We start from the raw sequence: 21,391 nt of genomic DNA on the forward strand, positions 1-21,391 counted from the left end.
GGTGTCACGGGCAAAGTCCTGGTGGAGAGTGGTTGCGGATGGCAGCCATGTGCCGCCATCCGCGCGATCAGTGCCCGGTGCTTACGGCGCGCCGGTCGGCTTCAGGTTGTGGATGACGACGTTGAACGCTTCCCACGGGGTGTACGGGGCAACGTACGGGTCAGCTGCGGACGGCCAGCCGGTCCAGTAGGTGTTGTTGAAGGTCACCACATGGTACTCCTCGAGCAGGTCGATCTGCGGCAGGTCGCGCAGGGCGATATCGAGGGCCGCGACGGCGTTCTTCATGTACTCGGAGTTTGGATCGGTATCGGCCGGGACGGCGTCCATGGCGTCGATCAGCTTGTCGTATTCCGGGTTCATGTAACGCGAGGCGGCGACGGCGTTCGGGATGTTCTCGCCGAGCGGCCGGGCGAACTTCGAATGGTAGTGCTGCAAGGTCTCCAGCGGTTCCGACAGCGAGCCGCAATGGACGAAGATCATGGTGTCGAAGTTGCCCGACTGGATGTCGGGTAGCCAGGTATCGTCCACCGGAGCCTGCACCGCATCGAACCCGGCGTTCTTGAACTGCTGGGTCAGCGGGGCCAGCGTCGGCTGGATGAAGGCCGGGGTGCGCACCGTCACGGTGAGCGGCTTGCCGTCCTTGGCCCACAGGCCATTGGCGTCCTTTGCGTAGCCGGCCTTCCCCATATACTCCTCGACCTTGGCCGGATCGGGATTGTCGAGATTGTACTTGTCGAGCACGGCCTTGAGCGGGCTGCCCTCGCCGAGCCAGGTGCCGGCCATGTAGTTGGAGAAGGCGAAGGTCACCGGCTTCTGGCCGCCTTCGTAGCCGATATCGTTGATGGCGGCGCGGTCAATGGCGTAGTTCAGCGCGTAGCGCACGTTCACGTCGTTCCACGGCTCACGCATCTGGTTGAACACCAGCGAGTAGTCGCAGCCATCGGGAGCGCCCCAGTTCGGGCCTTCTGGGTTCCACGAGCTGAGCTTGTCGTTCTGGGCGCGGGCGGCCTCGAACGTGCCGATCAGCAGCTGGCGGCCGCCATCGATCTGGTTGGCGATGTGCAGCTGGCCCATCGCGTCGTCGCTCGATACCGGCACGAGGGTGATGCGCTTGGGTGCCGGCAGATCCTGGAAGCCGACCTTGGCGCCCCACCAGTCGTCGCGGCGATCGAAGATCTCCTGCTGGTTGGTGGTCGAGACCAGCTTGTAGGCGCCAGTGCCGACCGGCCAGCCCTTGGCCGGATCGTAGTTGGTGAAGGTCGCGATATCCTGGCCTTCCCAGATGTGCTTGGGCAGGATCGGGTAGTGGTTCTCGTGCCCGAGCGCCAGGAAATCGCGGACGAACCGCGGCGCCGCCTTGTTGAAGTTGATGGTGACGTTCAGCGGATCGACGACGGTGACATCCTTGATCCACTCCTTGAACGCCGCGGAGCCACCGATTTCCGGCGGCGCGTCGCGCACCGCTTCGAGGGTGAACTTCACGTCGTCGGCGGTGAACTTGGTGCCATCCGACCACTCGACGCCGTCACGCAGCTTGATCGAGGCGCTCATGAAGTCGGGCGCGTATTCGAAGCTTTCGGCCTGCCACGGGATCAGCGTGCCGTCGTTGAGGTTGGTATAGAACAGCGCCTCGTTGATGGTGATCTGCATCACGTCGCGCTGGTGGGTGATCGAACTCAGGTACGGGTGCCAGTTCTCGGTATTGGCGAACTGCGCCGGCTGGTCGCCCCACGGGGTCAGCACCAGGGTTTCGTTGCGCGGCATGTCGGCCACCTGGGCAAAGGCAGTCGATGCCAGGAGCGGCGCTGCCAGCAGCGCGATGGCGCCGCCGAGCAGATGCTGCCTCAGGGATCTACGGTTCATGATGGTCCTCCTCCGGCCGGTTCCGGCCACTCGTTGATTTCTTCCGAGGCGGGGCAGGGCCTCGCCACCTGGCTTTGGTCGCCGGTGCTGCCCCACCCGCCGGGTCATCCCCGCGAAAGCGGGCATCTCCGTTTGCGGTGGTGCAACCTGCGAGAAAACCGAGGTTCCCGCTTTCGCGGGAATGACCCGGTGGGTGGGCGGGGACATCGGGCCTCCCAGCTCCGTCCCGCCCCGTCCGTTACAGCGCCATCTTCTCGATGGCGTCCTTGCTCAGTCCGTGGCCAAAGCCGGGCTCGTCGCTGACCACGACGTAGCCGTCCTTGGGGACGGCCATGCCGGGGTAGTTGTTGGTGTGCTTGAGCGGGATGCCGGGGGCGCCGCCGACGAAATACTCGCCCCAACGCGAGTTGGGCGCCGAGTAGTTGAAGTGCTGGCCATAGGGCGTGTTCATGCCGGCATGGCAGATCACTTCGAGGCCCGAGGCATCGGCGATGGCGGTGATCTTCTGCACCGCGGTGAAGCCGCCGACCCAGTTGATATCGGGCTGGAAGATATCGACGACGCGATCCTTGGCCGCCTCGAAGAAGGTGTAGGGCGTGTACCAGTGCTCGCCGGTGGCCAAGGTCTGCCAGGGCAGGCGCTCGCGCAGCGCCTTGTGCGAGGTGTGATCCTCGGGGATCAGGCAATCTTCCATCCATTTGAGGTTGAACGGCTTCAGCCGGTGGGCGAGGCGCACCGCGAACTCGACGTCGAAGGCCATCCAGCAATCGAGCATCAGTTCGACATGCGGGCCGATCAGCTCGCGCGCCTTGCCGACAAAGGCTTCGTTCTTGTCGAGCGCCTCGAGCCCATCGGCAGTGCCGTAGGGGCAGGCGAGCTTGGTGGCCTTGAAGCCGAGCTCCATGTGCCAGTCGGTGTCGTTGCCGGTGGCGTAGCAGAACTGCTTGTCGCGGGCGGCGCCGCCGGCAAGTTCATAGACCGGCAGCTTCAGCACCTTGCCCTTCAGATCCCACAGCGCCAGGTCGATGCCGCTGATGGCATAGGAGGCGAGACCCGAAGAGGAGTAGGGCGAGGTGATGCGCATCATCATGTCCCACAGCTTCTCGGTGGCGAGAGCGTTCTCGTCGGTGAGCAGCGGGCCGATATGGTCGTTGATCAGGCTGATGGTGGGCTGGCCGTAGCCGGTGACGCCAAAACCCCAGGAGCCGTCATCGGCGGTGACGATGACGCCGACTGCCGGGAAGGCGTTGTTCCAGCTCGAGCGCAGCGCCTTGTAGCGTGGGTAGCGCGACATCGGGTTCGCCACTTCGGCGTCCTTGGTCCAGGGCGGCCGGCGCGCCGTCACCTTGTCCTTGCCCTCGTCGTAAATGCCGCCGGCAATCGGGTTGGTGATGGCAAAGGCTTCGATACTCTTGATCTTCAATCAAAATCTCCTGGTCGTCTTATGCGGTCGGTCGGGCGGCCTCAGCCCGGGATGCGGTAGAATTTTTGGGCGTTTTCACGGAACAACCCGGCGCGCTCGGCTGCCGAGGCGCCTTCGGTGATTTTGGCGAAGGCCTTCCACAAGGTCGGGAAATCGCTGGTCAGCTTGTCGACCGGGAAGTTCGAAGCGAACATCGCCCGCTCCGGACCGAAGATCTCGAGTGTCTCCAGCACCAGCGGGCGGAAGCTTTCGGTGGTCCATTGGCGATCGAGCATGCCGAGGCCGCTGATCTTGACCGCGATATTGGGGCGGGCGGCGAGTTCGCGCATCCCTGCCTTCCAGGCTTTCCAGCCCGCGAGGTCGCGGTCGGCCCACATGCCGGCGTGGTTGAGGATGATCTGGGTGTCCGAGGCAACGCCGGCGAGTTTCGCTGCCTGCGCCATCTGGTGCGGGTAGAGCTGCAGGTCGAAGCTCAGGCCGCGGCGGCCCAGTTCCTGCAACCCGCCGATCCAGCCCGGCTCATCCATCAGGTCGCGGGCGATGTAGTTGAGCTTGGGATCGGCGTGCCGGTTCACCACCTGGCGGATGCCGCGCATGATCGGGAAGCCGGAATGGCGGTCGAGCAGGGCGCCGAAATCCGGCGACGCGAGGTCGCCGTGGGCGACGAGCACGATCGGCACGGGGCTGCGATCGGCCACCGCCTGCAGGGTTTCGCTCTCCTTCACCGGGTCGGTGGGGAAGGCCTCGACATGCACCGCGCCGGTGATCTCGACCTCGTCGGCGCCTTCCTCGAGATATTCCTCGAGCAGGTAGCTGCGTGAGATCGCGGCATTGGCGCCGCCTTTGCCGGGCTTTTCGAAATGCGGGTAGATGCGGGTCCAGAGGTCCCACAGGTGGATATGCGGATCGACGACTTTCAGCATCTTGCCCTCAATCCAGCCGGAACATTTCTTCGACCGGCCAGGCTTTCGGCCGGGCGTCCTCATGGGTCTCCATGTGCGGCTCCATCCATTCCCACCACTTGAGCACCACCGGGTCGACGCCCTCGGTCTGGCTCGGAGCGTTGTCTGGCTTTTCGAGATAGGCGAAGAGCAACAGGTCGTAGCGGTAGATGGTGTAGTTGGAGACGCCCTGGCTCTTCAGCAGCGCCACCATCTCGGGCCAGATCTCGTCGTGCTTGCGCTTGTACTCGGCTTCCTGGCCGGGCTTCAGCTTCATCACCCATGCGGAGCGCATCGTCGTAAAATCCTCAGTCAGGTTGTTGATGTGGCCAGCGCCCGTTCGCCGGCCTGCTGTGGCGGCCACTGGCCGCCATAGCCGAGCCGCTTGCTGACGGTGCTCGCTGCTTCGTTCAGGAGATCCACCTGCGGCTGGATCGCCGTGCCGGGTGCCTTGGGAGCGGGGCCGGAGATCGACATGGCGCCGACCGGACGGCCGAGCCGATCGACGATCGGCACGCCGACGCAGAACACCCCGACCACCACTTCCTGGTTGTCGATCGAGTAGCCGCGCTTGCGGATGCGGGCGAGCTCGGCCCGCAGCTCGGTGGGGTCGGTGATGGTGTAGCGGGTGAAGGTGGTCATCGGCTGTTCCAGCACGCGCTGCTGGTCGGCCTCGCCGAGGAAGGCGAGGATCGCCTTGGCGCTGCCGCCGCAATAAAGCGGGCCGCGCGAACCGATGCGCCAGTCGAGCTGCATCCCCTCATTGCCGCGCACTTTGTCGATGCAGACGCACCCTTCGCCGCTCAGCACATTGACGTTTACCGTTTCACGGGTCTTTTCGGCGATGGATTCACAGAACGGCCGGGCCAGCCGCGGGAAGGCGACGCCATCGAGCTGCAGGTCGGTGATCGCCAGCAGCCGGTAGGACAGCTGCCAGGCGCCCTCGGCATTGCGCTCCACCACGCCCTCATCGGCGAGATCGATCAGCAGCCGATGCACCGAGCCCACCGGCAGGGCCAGTTGCTGGGCCACCGCACGCACCCCGAGCCCACCCTTGCGGGCAAGCAGGTCGAGAACCTGGATGGCGCGCTTGATGCTCGACATCTAGCGCACCGTGCCGTCGCCGGTGTCGTCGATACATCGCTCGAGCAGCGTGTTCACAGTCGTGCCTACCGGACGTCAGGCAAACCTCCGGCGTTCACGCCCCCGCTCCCGCAGATGCGTGCTGAACCGCACGGCTTGCCGCTGACCGGCCTCCCTCTCCTCAAAGCCGCACACCCCCGATTTTTGTTCCATGGGTGGAATGCAGCGTTCCAATAGTGAACGCCTTAGCTTGGGGTGAGTCAACCGAGAACGGGCTACGACTTAGGTCGGGATGCGAGTTAAGATCATGATCTTATTGTATTATCTAAGTTGCGACGGAGCGTGCGTTCGGCGATGTGGAACGCTTGTCTGATAAGCGGGTGCGACGGGCGCGGCACTTGCAGTCAGTACGCCTCTGCCGCTTCGGCGCCACTGGCGTTGGCGCCACGGAAGCAGGACCGCGCGCAGGATCGTGGCTCGGAGTTGCCTGCGCTCGTTACAGGAGGGCTTTCAACGGACGGGATGGATCGGCCAGATAGCTGGCATCGATCATGGCGCGGCTGGCGATCAGACGGCTGGCGATCTTGATGCCGCGCGATGCCGATGTGCCCACCCCCAGCGATGCTGCGCCCACCAGCCGTCCCGACGGATCAAGCTGGAACTGCGTGACGAGGCCATCCTCGATCCGGTCCACCACCGTCGTGGCGGCTGCCGGCAGCCCCGCCATGTAGAGGCCCAGGTCATACTGGTCGCTCCACATCCACGGCACGGCGCCGATCGGCTCGGCCTGTCCCGCCATGTTGCGTCCAGCCACCGCCCCGTGGTCGCCAGCGCTCTGCCAGCTTTCGAGGCGCACCGCGGCGTTGCCGAAGAGCGGATGGACGGTGACGGCGCAGTCGCCGGCCGCGAATATTCCATCGGTCACCCGAAGCATGCTGTCCGTGACGATGCCGCCGGCAACAGCGAGCTCGGCCGCTTCCGCAAGAGATGTCCTGGGCGAGACACCGATGGCGGCGACGATGGTGTCGGCCTCGACGGTCCGGCCGTCGCTGAGCGCCACACCGGCCGACGACACCGAAACCGGCGCAGTGCCGGTAAGGATGGTTACGCCGCTGCTGCGATGCCTGTCGGCCAGCACTGCGGCCAAGGCGTGCGGAACGCCGCGACCGAGGATGCGGGGGCCAGCTTCGATCACCGTCGTCGTAATACCGCGCTGGCGGGCGGCCGCAGCCAATTCCAGGCCGATCAGCCCACCGCCGACAATTGCCAGCCGCCGCGCCTCTGCGAAGGCAGGCTGCAGCCGCCCCAGGTCGCGTTTGTCGCGCAAGGTGTAGATGGTCACCGCATCACTGCCTGGCAGATCGAGGCGGCGCGGAGCGGCACCCGTCGCCAGCAGCAACTGGTCATAGGCCAGGGCGCGCCCGGTGGAAAGTTCCACCCGCCAGCGTTTCCGATCGATGCCGAGCGCGGCGGCACCCGTCGCCAGCTCGATGCCTGCGGCGGCATAATCCGACGCCTGCCGGATCGGCACCAAGCCCGATTGGCTCCCATTCAACAGGCCCTTGGATAGCGGTGGTCGCTCATAGGGCAGATGGGCCTCGTCTCCGACGATCGTTATCGGGCCGAGATGGCCCGCCTCGCGAAGCGCGAAGGCTGCCGACACGCCGGCAAAACCGGCGCCGATGATTATCGCTGCCTGGGGTGCCATCGTCAGGGGCCGAGTTCGATCAGAACGTGATCGCCGTCGACCCGGACCGGATAGGTGTTGAGGTTCACGCAGACCGGCGCACCTTCGGCGGCGCCGGTGCGATAGTCGAACCGACCATTGTGCTTGGGGCACTCGATGATGGAGTCCATCACGAAGCCATCTGCGAGATGAGCAAGTTCATGCGTGCAGAGCCCGTCGGTGGCGTAGAACTTGTCGTCAGGGCTGCGGTAGATGGCGTAGGTACGCCCACCGTGGTCAAAGCGAACGACATCCTCGGTGTCGATGTCGTCAACGCCGCAGGCCTGGATCCACTCAGCCATGGTTTGTCCCCGCGCGCTCGGCCAGTTGTCCTGCGCCGGGCGGCAACTGCTTCCTGGTGAAATGCGTCGGGTCGCCCAGCTGCCTCAGGATTGTCGGCAGGATCTCGCGCCACGCCGCCATGACGCTCGGAGTGGCGGGCGGACAGTCCGCCTTGACTTCCTCATGCAACGCCCTGAGCGCATGATAGGGAACCATCGGGTACATGTGGTGCTCCACGTGGTAGTTCATGTTCCAGTAGAGGAAGCGGAACACCGGGTTCATGTAGACAGTGCGCGCGTCGAGCCGGTGATCCAGCACATCCTCCGCCAGCCCCAGGTGCTGGGTGTTCGCCACCCACCACAGGAACCAGATGCCGTAGATGTTCGGCCCGCCGATCAACACCACCGGCAGCAGGCTCCAGGTCGCAACGGCCAGGGCCGCCGCCCCGACATGTACTCCGAGGATGATGATCGCCTCGACCTGCACCCGCCAGCGCTCGATCTCGGGGATGTAGTCCAGCTCCTCGGCGTTGAGCCGGCCGACGCTGTAACGCGCCAGCGTCGCCAGCGACTGCGGCACATTCACCAGTCCGAATATGTTAAGCACCATGATGATCAGCTGCGGTGGCCGCATGCCGGCGATCTCGGGGTCGCGCCCGACGATGATCGTGTCGGTATGGTGCCGCGTGTGGCTCCAGCGCCAGGCGGTCGGGCTGCGCAACAGCAGGAACGAGGCCAGCGCATAGACGGCATCGTTGATCCAGACGGTTCGGAACGCCGTACGGTGCCCGCATTCGTGCCAGCGGGAGTCGGCCGCCGAGGCGTAGAGTACGCCATAGACGGCAAAGACCGGCACCGCCCACCAGGTTCCCCAAAGCCAGATGCCGAGGCCGCCAAAGGCGAGGATCAGCCCGAGCCAGATTGCCGTATCGCGCAGCGCCGGCCCATCTGACCGCGCCATCAGCTCCTTCAGCCGCTTGCGCGGTATGGGCGACTTGTACCACTCGCCATTGGCGAGCCCCTTCTCGATCGCCTTGGCCGCTTCGGGCCCAACCAGGGAGTAGTCGCGGTTGGTTGCAAAGCGCAGCAACGAACTCATCTTCATTGCACAGACCCCGCCATGCGCGGCTTGTGCAGCGACATCAGGAAGTCGGTGAGTTCGGTGTAGGTCATCGACGAGGTCGGGGCATCGAGGGCGATTTCGCCGCGGTCGAGCACCACCAGCCGGTCGCACACTTCGTGCACGTGGTGGATGTTGTGTTCGATATAGATGCAGCTGCGGCCGCCCGCCTTGATCGAGCGGATGAAGTCCAGCACCTTGTTCACTTCCTTCAGCGCCAGCGCCACCGTGGGCTCGTCGAGCACGATCAGGTCGCTGTCGAAATGCATGGCGCGGCCGATGGCGACGCCCTGGCGCTCGCCGCCTGACAGCCGGCTCACCGGGGTGTCGACATCGATGCCGACGCCGCGGAAGCCGATGGTCGAGCGCATGATCTGATCCGCGACCCGCTTTTCCGCCTTCACGTCGATGAAGCCGAGCCAGTTGGTGATCGGACGCCCTACGAAGAAATTGCGCCACAGCGGCTGCTTCTCGCCGAGCGAGGAGTCTTGGTAGACCGTCTCGATCTTGAGCTTGTGCGCCTGCTTGACCGAGTAGCTTAAGGCATCGATCTTCTGGCCGCGGACATAGATCGTGCCGCTCGTGGGCTGCTCCACCCCGGTCAGCACCTTGATCAACGTAGACTTGCCGGCTCCGTTGTCGCCGATCAGCCCGACGATCTCGTTCGAACCGATCTCAAGCGTTACGTCCTTGAGGCTGACGACCTTGCCGTATTGCTTGCGGACATTCTCGAGCCGGACGATAGGAGCGGTGGTCATTTGTAGTGGTCCAGTCGTGTTGGTTGAGGAACGTGGCGCCGCCGCGCAGAGTGCGGCGCCACCGAGGATCGCCTCAGGGTCAGGTGTGACGATCCGTTCGTCCGTGGCTCAGCGGATGCCGGTCTTCACCAGCGCTTCGAGGGCCTCGACATTGGCCTGGGTCAGCGAACCGCCACCCGTATTGAGGTCGAGACCGCCAAGGCCGTACTTCTTCTCGAGCACGGCAGCGAGCACGGGCATGAAGCCCTGCAGATAGGGCTGCTGGTCGAGCACCGCGGTGACGTAGCCGTCCTTCACGCCTTGGATCGCCGCAGTCGAGATGTCGAAACCCGAGGTGACGATCTCGCCCGGCTGCTTGCCTGCATCCTTGAGCACGCGGTCGAGCACCGCCGTGATGCCGCCATGGCCCGGCACGATGATCGCCTTGGTCTCGGGGTTGGCCTCGAGATAAGCCACCAGCACCGGCACCGAGAGCGAGGGATCGGCGACTGCTTCGTTCGACCACTGCAGCTTGTCGTAGCTGATCTTCTTCTCGTCCAGCACTTCGCCCACCGCGGTGGCGATGTCATAGCCCGGTGCGCCTTCGATGAAGGTGCCGTAGACCACGACCTTGTCGCCCTCGACGAGGTTGCCGCTACTGATGGTCATGGCGGCGAGGTTCTTGCCCGCGCCGTAGTTGTCGAGGCCGAAATAGCTGAGGCCCGTGCCCGGCAGGTTGGTGTTGTTGACGATCACCACGATGCCCTCGACCCTGGCCTTGTCGACGAACGAGGTCATAGCGTCGGTGCCCGGATGGCCCATCACCACGATGGCATCGGGCAGTGCGGCCAGCGCTTCGTTGGCCTGGGTCAGCATGCGCTGCGGATCCCAGCCGGAGTGCTGCTCGATAAGGTTGACCTTGAGGACACGCGCTGCATCACGAGCGCCCAGTTCACGGGCCAGCGTGGCCGTGTCGCCGGGGTTGCCGCCCATCTGGAAGTAGATCGTCATGCCGCTATCGACGGCTTCCTGCGCCGTGACGGCGACGGGGGCGGCGACCATCGCAGCACCCAGCGCCAGCCCGGCGAGGCTCTTGAACAATGATTTCATTTGGTTCCCTTTCCCTTGTTGTGGACCGCCGGCAGGATATGAATCCCCTGCCCCGCCGGCGGTGGCTTCATGATCGCATGCGCGAGCGCATGGATTTGATCAGAGGCACCTTGTCGGGGTCCTCGATGGCCGCGTTCATCACCACCGAGATGATGAAGACCAGTCCGATGAAGAAGCGCGTCCAGAAGCCCTGTATGCCGCTCGCGACGAGCCCCGCCTCGATCACGGCGACGATCAGCGATGCAAAGACCGTTCCTGCCACCTTGCCCGAACCACCGAAGATCGAGGTGCCGCCGATGAACACCGCAGCAATCACGGTCAGCAGGTAGCCGGTACCCTGCGAATTGAAGTAGGTCGTCGTCTCGACCGTGAGGAACACACCGGCCAGCGCCGACAGGAAGCCCATGAGCGTGAAGAGCTTGATCTTCTCGCGGTCGATCGGGATGCCGACCACCTTGGCCACCTTGGCGCTGTCGCCGATGAACAGGATGTTCTCTCCGAACCGGTGGCGGTTCAGGATCATCCAGATCACCACGGAAATGCCGATTGCCCACAGCATCTGCACCGGGAATACGCCGCCTATGCGTCCCACCATGATGGTGTGGATCAGTGAGCCCTGGATGTCGGGGATGGCGATCGAGATGCCGTTGGACACTACCGTCACCAGCCCGCCCCACAGGAACATCATGGCCAGCGTGGCGATCATTGAGGGGATGCCCAGCTTGGTGACCACGAGCCCGTTGACGAACCCCATCAGTGTGCCGGTTGCCAAGGCGGCCACCAGCGCCAGCCAGGTCATGTCATATTGCTGGAACAGCACCGAAAACACGTAGCTGGCAAAGGCGATGACCGACGGGAAGGACAGGTCCATCTCACCCGCCGTCGCCACTAGCGTCAGGCCCAGCGCCACCATCAGCGGCGGCGGCACCGAGGCCATGAAGCTCATGTACACGCGGTAACCCATAAAGGCCCGCGGCGCCGTGATCATGAACAGCACGATCAGGATGACGAACACCAGCGCGGTCGCCGTGCCTTCGATCTTGAAGAAATCGGCGACCGGATTACGGCGTGCGGGAGTAATGTTCCCTCCGATGGTTGCCATCACAGCACTCCGTATCTGGCGTAGACGTCGCGCAGGAAGCCGCCGGCGCGCAGCTCATTCATCGAGTGGTGCTCGCCGTTGACCTTGTCGAAGGCGCGTTTGAGCACTTCGGCTTCGACTGCCTGCGGCACCACGACGACGCCATCGGCATCGCCGAACACCAGGTCGCCCGGCTCGATCCGGACGCCATCGACGATCACCGGCACATCGACCGCCTGGATCTGGCCGCGGCCCTTGGAATCGAGCGGCGCGATGCCGGCGTGGAATACCGGCAGCTGCAGCTCGCGGATGCCGAGGATGTCGCGCACGAAACCATCGGTGATGCAGCCGGCGGCGCCGCGCGCATGGGTGGCGGTGGAGAGCAGGCTCCCCCAGGGCGCAATGCGCGAGGAGCCGCCACAGGAGAACACCGCCACGTCGCCCGGCTTCAGGTCGTCGACGATGGCGATCTCGAGCTCGTAGGGGTTCGACCCCTCGGCGACGAAGGGCACTTCCATGTACTGGCCGGTGCGCGCCCGACCGCAGAGCTTCAGGCTCTCGTCGAGCGGCCGGATCCGCGGCGACATCGCCTGGTTCCAGATGCCGATGGCATCGAGCGCATCGCTCAGCACGGCGGAGTAGAGCTGCTGCCAGCCCTCCGGCAGCGGCGGGTTGTGGCGCGGGGTAAACTCGGAAGTCACGGGGATAACGCCCTTTCTACGAGGTAGACCGCGGCAGTCGGTGCAGCGGTACGTGTTGTCACATGTAACGTTAAATGTAGGAGGTGAGTCAAGCGGGGTTGTGAGGGGTGTGAACATGGGGGTGGGGGCTATGAGAGTCACCGGCCGAAGAGGGAGGGCCTTCTCCCCTTGTGGGAGAAGGTGCCCGAAGGGCGGATAAGGGGTTCTCTCCACGCACGCCGGTCGCTCGTCGCTTACGCTCCGATCGCGCTACACTTCGTTACGCGGACCCCTCATCCGGCCTTCGGCCACCTTCTCCCACAAGGGGAGAAGGCGCTCGCTGCACAGCTGGTGGCTCTGGCGGTCCCCCGCCACGCGGGGGAGGATCTCGGAGAGTTCAGCGCCCAGCCCTTACGTCGTAAACCCCGGGTCGAACACCACCGGCAGCACGTGGTCGGGTTGGGCGAAGCTGCCGGATTTGAGGCGGGCCAGCATGGCTTCGCCGGCGCGTTCGCCGACGGCATAGGCGGGGGAGAGCACCGTGGTCATGTGCGGGCGGGCGTAGCGATGCGCCTCGAAGCCATTGAAGCCGACCACCCTCACATCTTCGGGTACGCGCACCCCGCGGTCGGTCAAGAGCAGCATCGCCGCGGTCGCCACCGGGTCGTTGGCGCCGACCACGGCGCCGGGCAGGGGGTGGCGGTCGAGATAGGCGGCAAACGCCGCCTGCACGTCGGCGAAGGACTCGCTGGCGGCCTCGAGCACCGTCACCTCGGCGGTGCTGCCGGCCGCGGCGATGCTGTCCTTGATGCCGGCGACGCGGTTTTCCACGGCGGGCCAGGGCTGGCGCGGGACCACCGCCAGGATTTCGGTCACCCGGCGGGCGAGGAGATGATCGCCGATCAGCCGGCCGCCGCCCCGATCATCCTGGCGCACCGTGCAGATATCGGCGCCGGCGCCCGGCAGTTCCTGCTGGAAGACCACCACCGGCTGGTTGAGATCGGCCAGCCGTTCGATCGCGGCGAGGCGCTCAGGCTTCGGCCCGGAGATCATGGCGCAGAAGCCGGCGACCTCGAAATTGCGCATGATCATCGATTGCGCCAGCTCGGCCCCGGGCATGCCCTGGATAGTCAGGGTGTAATCGGCATGGTTCAGCACGTTGGCCAGCCCCGCCACCACCTGGCAGGTGAAGAAATCGGCGAGGAAAGCGGGGGATTCGTCGACGATCACCATACCGATCGAGCGCTGCTCGGAGACGCGCAGGCTGCGGGCATTGGAGGAGCGGCGATAGCCCAACCGCTCGATCTCGCGCTCCACCCGCTTCTTGGTGGCGGCGCTGACGAACTGCATGCGGCCATTGATGACGTTGGATACCGTCATCGGTGAAACCTCGGCGGCTTTCGCCACATCCTTGATGGTTGCCCGCGGCCGCCGCTCGTCACCGCTCATCGCGGAAATCACCTCATCGGAATACTGACGAGATACATATATCGTTACATCCCAATGCGATAGAGCCGGTTGGCATTCTTCCAGAAAACCCCCTCCGACTCCTCATCGGAAAGCGCCTTGAGGATCAGCTTGAAGGCCCCGTAGGCCTGGTCGAAAGTTGCGGCCAGACCGAGCACCGGATGGTCGCTCGCCAGCATGGTGCGGTCGGCGCCGAAGGCTGCGAGGCAATCGAACACAACAGGGCGTAGACTGTCGAGGCTCCAGTTCGGATCGTAGGCCACGAGATCCGAAACCTTGATCGCGACGTTCGGGGCGCTGGCAAGGGCGGTGAGTCCGGCCCGCCAATGCGCCATGCCCTCGTCGGTGCGATCGAAGGGCGAGCCGCAGTGGTTGATGATGAACTGCAAGTTGGGGAAGGCCCGCGCCAGCTGCAGCGCTTCGGCGGCTTGCCAGGGCGAGATCATCAGATCGAACGACAGCCCGAGCGTATCGAGATGCCGGAGCCCCGCCTGCCAGGCCGGGCTGCTCATCCGGTGGCGATCCCGGGAGAACGAGCGCGTCGGATCGGGGTGCCAGCTGAGAATGTCGCGGATGCCGACGACTTTGCCGTGCGCGGCGTAGCGCTCAAGGATCGCCGGCGTCTCCGGCGCGTCGAGGACGGCATTGCCGACATAGCGGCGCGCCATCCAGTCGGGCTTTGCCAGCGCATCGAGCCAGCTGAGTTCGGCGAAGGGTTCGCCCGGCTCCCAGCCGGCCTCGACATGCACGGTGCCGACGATGTTGTGTCCGGCGGTGTCGCGCAGATAGTCGGCCGGCAGGCAACTCTCTGCCAGCACGCCGGTGGCGCCGCGCAGCCAGGGGTGCTTATCGAGCGAGCGGTCGAACAGATGGTGGTGCGGGTCGATGATCGGCCCGGCATAAAGCCCAGTCGCGTCGCGCATATTATTGTCTAGCGTCCCATATAGCGGCGGCGGCTGATCTGCTCGCCCAGCGTCAGCCAGCGGCGGGCCGGCTCACCTTCCAGCAATGCCATGATCCGCAGTGCTTCGCCCTGCAATTCGGTGAGGCGCGCCACCGGCAGGGTCTGGTTGGCATCGACTTCCTCGGCAATGGCGATGAAGTGCTCCGCCTGCTGCTGGCCGCCGAGCCGCGGCGCCAGTTCGCTGGCGACGAAGTCGTCCCAGCGCAGCGTCGGATCCCAGCCGAAGCGCGAGAAGGCGAGATAGCTCAGCTCGACCGTGGCATAGTAATCCGACGGCTCGCCCCAGACGGTCAGCCCCTCCATGCCGAGCTCGCGGCCGCGAACCGACATATCGGCGAATGTTTTCGCATTGAAGGCATAGCGCTCGGTGCGCTCGTCGCCGTTCCACTGGCAGGCGAACTGGCAGCGCAGCACGTTGGGCTGGGTGGGGAGGCTTTGCACATAGTCGGTCGCGAGCTCGGTGCGGAGCCGCTTCCAGAAGCTGCGATTGGCGGTGTGCTGGTAGATGGCGCCCTTCGGCAGCCGATGCTGCGCCTCGGTCGCCACCGGATCGAGCAGGTTGTCCCACTGCATCTCGCAATAGATCCAGAGGTCGGGGCGTTTGGCCTTGGCGGCGCGATAGAGCCGCGGAAAGTTCTCGGCCATGTCGGTGTGGGACCAGGAATCGCCGTGGTCATCCTTGCGGCGCGCGGCCTCGGCATCGTTGGCGCGGCGGGCGACGCAGCGCTCGCAACCGCAGACACCATAATCGCCGCTCTCGATATTGATGCCGCCGATCTCAAAAGTCTCTGCCAGCCAGGCGACAGCTTCTTCCATCCACGCGATCACCTCGGGGGCGCTGGGGCAGGCGCTGACCGTGTAATCGGAATGCGGGAAGTTGAGCGGGAAGGCGAGGTCGGCGATCTGGAAGCCGACATCCTTCTCCATCTTGGCCGCATGCTGCGGGTTGGCCTTCAGCCAGGTGGAGAGGTTGTACTTGTGTTTGCCCTCCCAATAGACGCCGCCATAGGCGCCGATGGCGATGCCGGGGATGATGCGCACGCCGCGTTCATTGCCATAGCGGCAGAGTTCCCTGGCCGCTTCGATGCCGCCATGGCTGTCGCGCAGGAAGCCATAGACGGTGATGCCGCCGATACGGTTGATCGAGCAGAAATCCACCAGCCGCTTGTAATCGGCGAGGAAGCCGCCGGGCGGCTTCTGGAACGGGTTGAAGACGCCGATCTCCTGCTGGCCGATCTGCGACAGCTCCCAGTTGGTCGAGTGATCCCAGGTCCAGAAGGTGCGATAGGCGAGACCGGGCTTGCCGGTGACCGCGCTGGCCCAGGCGGCAAGATCGAGCCTGCCGGCCGAGCGTTGGATGATCTCCTCGACGCCATAGATGACGCCGGAGAACGGGCCACCCGATATTTCGAGGGTGCCGTCGCGCGTCGCGATCGCGAACTCTCCTTCAGCAAGGGCGGGATCAAGCACCAGCCGCACGTTCGGCAGCTCGGCGCCGAAGCTTTCGCGCAGGCGTCGCGCCGCGTGTGGGTGATGGTCCTCGCCGTCGATGGCCATTGCGTGAAATCCTCCCGTTGGTGGTCATGCGGAGCTGCCGCAGCATGGCAGCGATCCTTGACAGAGTTAAGCAGCGCTTCTATCAAATATCAACATCAACTATCGCCAGTGATAATTGACGTGTTCGACCGATGCCTCTTCGGGGCGCTGCAAGCGAACGCGTGATGGAGACCGCATGACCTCGAAGACGCTCCCCGCCGCCCTTGCCGACCTGCAGCAGGTCTGGCCGATGCCGAGCCGGCCGCGGCCGATCACCATTATCGGCGCCGGCGGCATCGTCCGCGACGGGCACCTGCCGGCCTATCGGAAAATGGGCCTGCCGGTGGCAGGGATTTTCGACGTGAACCCGGAGACGGCCAAGGCCCTGGCTGCGGATTTCGGCGTCGAGGTAGTGCACCCGACCCTCGAGGCGGCGATCGCCGCCTGCGGCACCGATGGGATTTTCGACCTGGCGTTGCCGCCAGCGGTGCTGCTCGGGACGGTCGAGCAACTGCCCGCCAACAGTGCGGCCCTGCTGCAGAAGCCTTTGGGACCGGATCTCGCGACGGCGCGCAAGATCGTTGCGGCGCTCGACCAGCGTTCGATCACCGCCGCCACCAATTTCCAGCTGCGCTTCACCCCGTCGATGCTGGCGATCCGCGATGCGGCACGCAAGGGCCTGTTGGGTGAGATCGTCGAGGTCGAGGTGCGGCTCGCCGTCTATATGCCGTGGGAACTCTGGAGCTTCATTCCGCATCTCGATGCGGTGGAGATCCCGCTGCACTCGATCCACTATATGGATTGGATCCGTTCGCTGCTCGGCGAGCCGGAGAGCGTCTATGCCAAGGCGGTGAAGCACCCGCGCTACCCGACGCTGGCCGATGCGCGCTCTTCGATCATCCTCGATTATGGCGACCGGGTGCGCTGCGCGCTGTCGCTCAACCACACCTACAATTACGGCCCCGAGCATATCGAAGCGACGATCCGGGTCGAGGGCACGGCGGGCTGCGCCCACCTCACCGTCGGCTACCTCGTCGACTACGTGAAGCCGGTGCCCGAGACGCTGGAAATGACCATTGCCGATGTGCCGTGGACGACGGTGCCGTTGATTGGCGGCGAGCGGGTGCCCGACGCCTTCGGCTTCGTCATGGCGAACCTCCAGCGCTTCGTCGCCGGTGAGGACCAGGTGCTCGACACCGATGTGCATGACTCGATCAGGACCATGGCGCTGGTCGATGCGGCGCTGAAGTCGAGCCGGCAGGGCGGGGTGGTGCCTGAGGCGGTGTGACCGAGACGTGAGGCTGGCGCGGGCTGACCCCCACCCCTGTCCCCTCCCCGCAAGGGGGAGGGAGACCCTCACACTGATATCGAGGTCATCGTCTCCCTCCCCCTGTTTGAGGGGGAGGGGACAGGGGTGGGGGTCAGCCCGCACCGGCTCAACAGCTACCCACGTAACTTTTGTATAAGAAATTACACTTTCATATTGGAAACCTATCGTGCTAGCGTCAGGGCACTGACACGGGACGTGAGGATGCGCGTCCGAGGGGTGTGTCGATGGGGTGATCGGGGCGGCGGGGCGCCGTCCCGGCGCCCACAGGGGATAGCGGCGTGACGGGCTTCAGCCGGCGCCGGGCATCAGAGGAAGGGATTTTCAGATGAGAGTTGTTTTGAAAGCGGGCTGGCGCATTGCGGCGGGCGCCGTGGCGCTGGCGGCAATGATGGGGCCGGCGCTGGCGCAGGATGTCACCACCATTCGGGTGCTCAACTGGCAGCCGGGCGGCCCGGACTACTGGACGCAGCTCGTCGCGGCGTTCGAGAAGGCCAACCCGGATGTGAAGGTCGAACTCGAGACCGTGCCGTTCGATCGCTATCCGAGCGTCCAGGGCCCCTACATCGCGACCAAGAGCGGCCCCGATGTGATGGAGAACAATGCCGGCCTCGAGCTGTTCGATCGGCGCAGCGCCTATGTGCAGCTGCCCGAAGACGTGCTCGCCGCAGCGGGCGACCTGATCACCTATTCGGGCGGCTGCCTCAACTACGACACCACCCAGCCCTGCTACGGCCTGCCGTTCGGCTACCAGGGCAACGTGATGTACTACAACAAGACGGTGCTCACCGAAGCCGGGCTCGATGCGGCCAACCCGCCCAAGACCTGGGACGAGATGGATGCCGCCTGCACGGCGGTGAAAGCCATCGGCAAGACCTGCCTCGCGCACGGCATGACCGGGGTGTTCCCTGCCTACTGGAACTTCCCGGAAGTGGCGCGCAACTTCCTCACCGAAGACGACATGCGCGCCATCATGGCGGGCAAGCTCCCCTGGACCGACCCCAAGATGGTGTCGATCCTCGAAGCCATGGCCTCGATCGGCACGACGCGCGGCTGGATCAACTCGAGCTCGCCGTCGATCTCGATGCTGCCCGATGGCGCCGATATCTTCCAGAGCGGCAACGCCGCCTTCGCCTCGACCATCATCGCCGACGCGGTGAACTGGGCGGCGTTCGGCGCAGCTTTGGGCGATGAGAATGTTGGCGCGATGAGCTGGCCGGTGCTGGTGGCCGATGCGCCGCTGGCGCACAGCTTCAGCGGTACCGAGAGCTCGGTGTTCGGCGTCACGCCGTGGAGCACCAAGCAGGAAGCGGCCTTCAAGTTCGTGAAGTTCGTTGCCGGGGTCGAGAACGCCAACCTCCTCGCCAGCGTCGCGGGCGGCATCTCGCTCAACAAGAATGTCGATCCGAACGCGCTGCCGAAATCGCAAGCGCTGGCGCAGATCCAGGAGATCATCAAGACGCCGACCCTGCATGTCGGCGTGCTGCTCTCCGGCCAGGAAGCCGACGCCCTGGCGCGCGGCTGGCAGGAAGTGACGCTGGGCACCATTACGGTGGCGGACTGGACGGCGCAGATGCAGACCGCACTCGAGGAGAGCCCGAGCAAGGCGCAGTAAGGGGCTGGTAAGTGGGCCGGGGCCGCTGTGTTGGCCCGGCCCTCACCCCACCCACCAGCTGTCATCCCAGCGAAAGCTGGGACCCAACTATCAGCTGGTGCGGGCTGTGAAAATGGATCCCTGCTTTCGCAGGGATGACAGCCGGTGGGTGGGCTGGGGATGAGCCCACTACAGGCAGTTGCAGTCCAACCAACGACCTTCGGAGCCGGCTACCCGGCTCCGTCTTCCCAGGCCTTCGGACATTCCATGACCCAGATCCACCAGTCATCGAGCAGCGGCCTGACGCGGGCGAAAAAACGGCGGATGCGGCCGGAGCTGATCCTCGGCATCGCGCTGGTGGTGCCGGGCATTGCGCTGGCGGTGGTCTTCAAGCTGGTGCCGCTGGTCCGGGCGTTCATCCTCAGCCTCTACCATACGCGCGGCTTCGAGGAGCCGAAGTTTGCCTTCCTCGCCAACTACGCCTCGATGTTCAAAGACCCGGTGTTCGTCACCTCGTTCAAGAACGCGGCCTTGGTGTTCGTGACGCTGCCGGTATGGATCTTCCTGCCGCTGGTGCTGGCGCTGTTAATCTTCCAGCGCTCGCCCGGCTGGAAGCTGTTTCGGGCGGTGTATTTCCTGCCTTACATGATCGCGCCGATCGTCGTCGGCATCATGTTCCGGCAGATCCTCGCGCCCGATGGGCCGCTCAATGCCTTCCTGATTTTCATCGGCCTCGCGCCTCTCGCCATCGAGTGGCTCAATGGGGCGACGAGCGCGCTGTTCTCGCTGACCGCGGTGGCGCTGTGGAGCTTTTTCGGGCTCGGCGTCCTCACCTATCTCTCGGGCCTTTCGACCGTTCCGGACGAGGTGATCGAGGCGGCGCGGCTCGATGGCGCCGGGTTCTGGCGGCTGCTGATCGAGATCGTCACGCCGCTGCTTAAGCCGGTGATCGGCTACTGGACGGTGCTCTGCACCTCATCGATGCTGATCTGGATGTTCCCGCTGATCTATGCGCTGACGCGCGGCGGGCCGGGCAGCGCCACCATGCTGCCCGAATACCTGGTGTTCACCACCACCTTCGAGTTCCTCAATCGCGGCAAGGGCGCGGCGATCGGCATGGCGCTGTTCGTGTTCGCCGCCATCGTCTCGGCTTTCGTGGTCCGGCGCATGTATGCCGAAGGAAAGGCCAGCAAATGAGCCTGGTTTCCGACGCCGCCACCGATGAAGTCGCGCCGGGCAGCAACCCGTTGGTTCGCAGCATCGTCAAGTGGCTGGTGACCTTCATCCTCGTGGTGGTGGCGGTGGTGGCGCTTTACCCGCTGGTGTTCACCGTCCTCAACTCGCTGAAAACCCGCATCGGCTATGCGCAGAACCCGCTCGGGCTGCCGCTCGACATCAGCTTCGAGAACTATGCCGAGACGTTCGTGCGCATGGATGTGCCGCGGCTGTTGTTCAACAGCATCATCACCACCGGCGGCGGGTTGCTGCTCTCCACCGTGGCGGCCTTGTTCATCGCCTATGCGGTGACCAAGCTCCGCATCAAAGGCGGCAACCTGATCTTCCTGTTCATCATCGCCATGCTGGTGATCCCCAGCCAGGTGGTAATCTATCCGCTCTACGAGACCATCCTCGATCTGGGGCTGGGCGGTACCTACCAGGGGCTGATCTTTTCCTATGCGGCGTTCGGGCTGCCGATCAGCACCTACATGCTGGCGGCGTTCTTCCGCGCCATTCCCGATGAGTTGATCGAGGCTGCCCGCATCGACGGGGCAGGGGAGTTGCGCATCCTGTTCCAGATGATGTTGCCGATCTCGACCCCGGCAATCGCCGCGCTCTCGATCCTCAACTTCGTCTGGATGTGGAACGACCTGCTGCTGCCGCTGGTGATCATGGGCGGCTCGGACAAGACCACGCTGATGGTCGGGGTGGCACTGCTCTCGGGCCAGTATGACGTGTCGATTCCGTTGATCAGCGCCGGTTTGATCGTTGCGCTGCTGCCGGTGATGATCGTCTACTTGCTGTTCCAGCGGCAGATCCTGTCGGGCGCGCTGGCGGGGGCGGTGAAATGACGGCTCGCGATACGGCGCCGGGTGAGGCGTTCCTCTACATCTACCGGCTGAAGCCCGGCATGGGCCCGGCCTATGACGAAAAGCACCGCGCGGTGTGGCCGGAGATCCTGGAGCTGATCGATGCGGCCGGGATCTATGACTACCAGATCTGGCGGCACGCGGAGATCGTTGTCTGCCGCATGCGGGCACGCGACGGATTTCGTGCTGCGTCGGCGGCGACTGCTGTGTCGGACGTGCAGCGGGCCTGGACGGCTTCGATGGCGGAGATATTCCTCGAGATCGGCGATACCGCGGGCGAGCCGCTGTGGCTCGACGAGGTGTTCGCGCATCGGGTCGGGGAGACGACGCGATGAGCATTGCTGCACACACCAGCCTCTCCGTGATCCTCC

20 protein-coding genes are annotated in these 21,391 nt (G+C 64.9%); 5 read left to right on the forward strand and 15 right to left on the reverse strand.

What is annotated here, in order from left to right; all coding sequences use genetic code 11:
- Window positions 1–81: 81 nt before the first annotated feature.
- From ASC68_RS07145 to ASC68_RS07215, 15 genes are all read right to left on the reverse strand, one after another.
- Window positions 82–1,863, reverse strand: a complete 1,782-nt coding sequence (locus ASC68_RS07145) for an ABC transporter substrate-binding protein (protein WP_055877002.1) — start codon at window positions 1,861–1,863, stop codon at window positions 82–84.
- A 238-nt stretch (window positions 1,864–2,101) separates the two neighbouring features.
- Window positions 2,102–3,286, reverse strand: coding sequence for an enolase C-terminal domain-like protein (locus ASC68_RS07150; protein ID WP_055877005.1), 1,185 nt, complete (start codon window positions 3,284–3,286; stop codon window positions 2,102–2,104).
- A gap of 41 nt (window positions 3,287–3,327) precedes the next feature.
- Window positions 3,328–4,209, reverse strand: a complete 882-nt coding sequence (locus ASC68_RS07155; protein WP_197421115.1) for an amidohydrolase family protein — start codon at window positions 4,207–4,209, stop codon at window positions 3,328–3,330.
- 7 nt (window positions 4,210–4,216) lie between these two features.
- Window positions 4,217–4,522 (reverse strand): L-rhamnose mutarotase, encoded by a 306-nt coding sequence (locus ASC68_RS07160; protein ID WP_055877009.1) that lies wholly within the window; start codon window positions 4,520–4,522, stop codon window positions 4,217–4,219.
- 17 nt (window positions 4,523–4,539) lie between these two features.
- Entirely contained in the window at window positions 4,540–5,331 is a 792-nt protein-coding gene (locus ASC68_RS07165) for an IclR family transcriptional regulator (RefSeq protein ID WP_055877012.1), read from the reverse strand.
- 475 nt (window positions 5,332–5,806) lie between these two features.
- Window positions 5,807–7,018 (reverse strand): FAD-dependent oxidoreductase, encoded by a 1,212-nt coding sequence (locus ASC68_RS07170; protein ID WP_055877015.1) that lies wholly within the window; start codon window positions 7,016–7,018, stop codon window positions 5,807–5,809.
- Window positions 7,019–7,020: 2 nt separating this feature from the next.
- Window positions 7,021–7,338, reverse strand: a complete 318-nt coding sequence (locus ASC68_RS07175; RefSeq protein ID WP_055877018.1) for a MocE family 2Fe-2S type ferredoxin — start codon at window positions 7,336–7,338, stop codon at window positions 7,021–7,023.
- Complete coding sequence (locus ASC68_RS07180) at window positions 7,331–8,407, reverse strand: fatty acid desaturase family protein (RefSeq protein ID WP_197421119.1); 1,077 nt, start codon at window positions 8,405–8,407, stop codon at window positions 7,331–7,333. Before ASC68_RS07180 ends, ASC68_RS07175 begins: the two co-directional genes overlap by 8 nt.
- 11 nt (window positions 8,408–8,418) lie before the next feature.
- A complete protein-coding gene (locus ASC68_RS07185; protein WP_055877021.1) occupies window positions 8,419–9,195 on the reverse strand; it encodes an ATP-binding cassette domain-containing protein in 777 nt (258 codons plus the stop codon).
- Between the two features lie 108 nt (window positions 9,196–9,303).
- Window positions 9,304–10,284 carry a substrate-binding domain-containing protein gene (locus ASC68_RS07190; protein WP_055877024.1) on the reverse strand — a complete coding sequence of 327 codons (981 nt, stop codon included), beginning with the start codon at window positions 10,282–10,284 and terminating at the stop codon, window positions 9,304–9,306.
- Between the two features lie 67 nt (window positions 10,285–10,351).
- Window positions 10,352–11,386: an ABC transporter permease gene (locus tag ASC68_RS07195; RefSeq protein WP_082527983.1), complete on the reverse strand. Its 1,035-nt coding sequence runs from the start codon at window positions 11,384–11,386 to the stop codon at window positions 10,352–10,354.
- Window positions 11,386–12,066, reverse strand: coding sequence for an RraA family protein (locus tag ASC68_RS07200; protein WP_244488570.1), 681 nt, complete (start codon window positions 12,064–12,066; stop codon window positions 11,386–11,388). The genes ASC68_RS07195 and ASC68_RS07200 overlap by 1 nt, the downstream gene beginning before the upstream one ends.
- Window positions 12,067–12,456: 390 nt before the next feature.
- On the reverse strand, window positions 12,457–13,494 hold the full coding sequence (locus ASC68_RS07205) for a LacI family DNA-binding transcriptional regulator (protein WP_055877027.1): 1,038 nt from the start codon (window positions 13,492–13,494) through the stop codon (window positions 12,457–12,459).
- Between the two features lie 44 nt (window positions 13,495–13,538).
- Window positions 13,539–14,435 (reverse strand): amidohydrolase family protein, encoded by an 897-nt coding sequence (locus ASC68_RS07210; protein ID WP_055877029.1) that lies wholly within the window; start codon window positions 14,433–14,435, stop codon window positions 13,539–13,541.
- Window positions 14,436–14,443: 8 nt separating this feature from the next.
- Window positions 14,444–16,033, reverse strand: coding sequence for a hypothetical protein (locus ASC68_RS07215; RefSeq protein ID WP_055877032.1), 1,590 nt, complete (start codon window positions 16,031–16,033; stop codon window positions 14,444–14,446).
- Between the two features lie 175 nt (window positions 16,034–16,208).
- Here ASC68_RS07215 and ASC68_RS07220 point away from each other — a divergent pair, with 175 nt between their 5' ends.
- From ASC68_RS07220 to ASC68_RS07240, 5 genes are all read left to right on the forward strand, one after another.
- Window positions 16,209–17,300 (forward strand): Gfo/Idh/MocA family oxidoreductase, encoded by a 1,092-nt coding sequence (locus tag ASC68_RS07220; RefSeq protein WP_055877036.1) that lies wholly within the window; start codon window positions 16,209–16,211, stop codon window positions 17,298–17,300.
- A 367-nt stretch (window positions 17,301–17,667) separates the two neighbouring features.
- On the forward strand, window positions 17,668–18,954 hold the full coding sequence (locus ASC68_RS07225) for an ABC transporter substrate-binding protein (RefSeq protein WP_055877038.1): 1,287 nt from the start codon (window positions 17,668–17,670) through the stop codon (window positions 18,952–18,954).
- Between the two features lie 246 nt (window positions 18,955–19,200).
- Entirely contained in the window at window positions 19,201–20,130 is a 930-nt protein-coding gene (locus ASC68_RS07230) for a sugar ABC transporter permease (protein WP_055877041.1), read from the forward strand.
- Window positions 20,127–21,002: a carbohydrate ABC transporter permease gene (locus tag ASC68_RS07235; RefSeq protein WP_055877045.1), complete on the forward strand. Its 876-nt coding sequence runs from the start codon at window positions 20,127–20,129 to the stop codon at window positions 21,000–21,002. The genes ASC68_RS07230 and ASC68_RS07235 overlap by 4 nt, the downstream gene beginning before the upstream one ends.
- Window positions 20,999–21,355 (forward strand): L-rhamnose mutarotase, encoded by a 357-nt coding sequence (locus tag ASC68_RS07240; protein WP_055877047.1) that lies wholly within the window; start codon window positions 20,999–21,001, stop codon window positions 21,353–21,355. Before ASC68_RS07235 ends, ASC68_RS07240 begins: the two co-directional genes overlap by 4 nt.
- Window positions 21,356–21,391 lie beyond the last annotated feature (36 nt).

It is taken from the genome of Devosia sp. Root105, assembly GCF_001424865.1.
Taxonomy (GTDB): Bacteria; Pseudomonadota; Alphaproteobacteria; order Rhizobiales; family Devosiaceae; genus Devosia_A.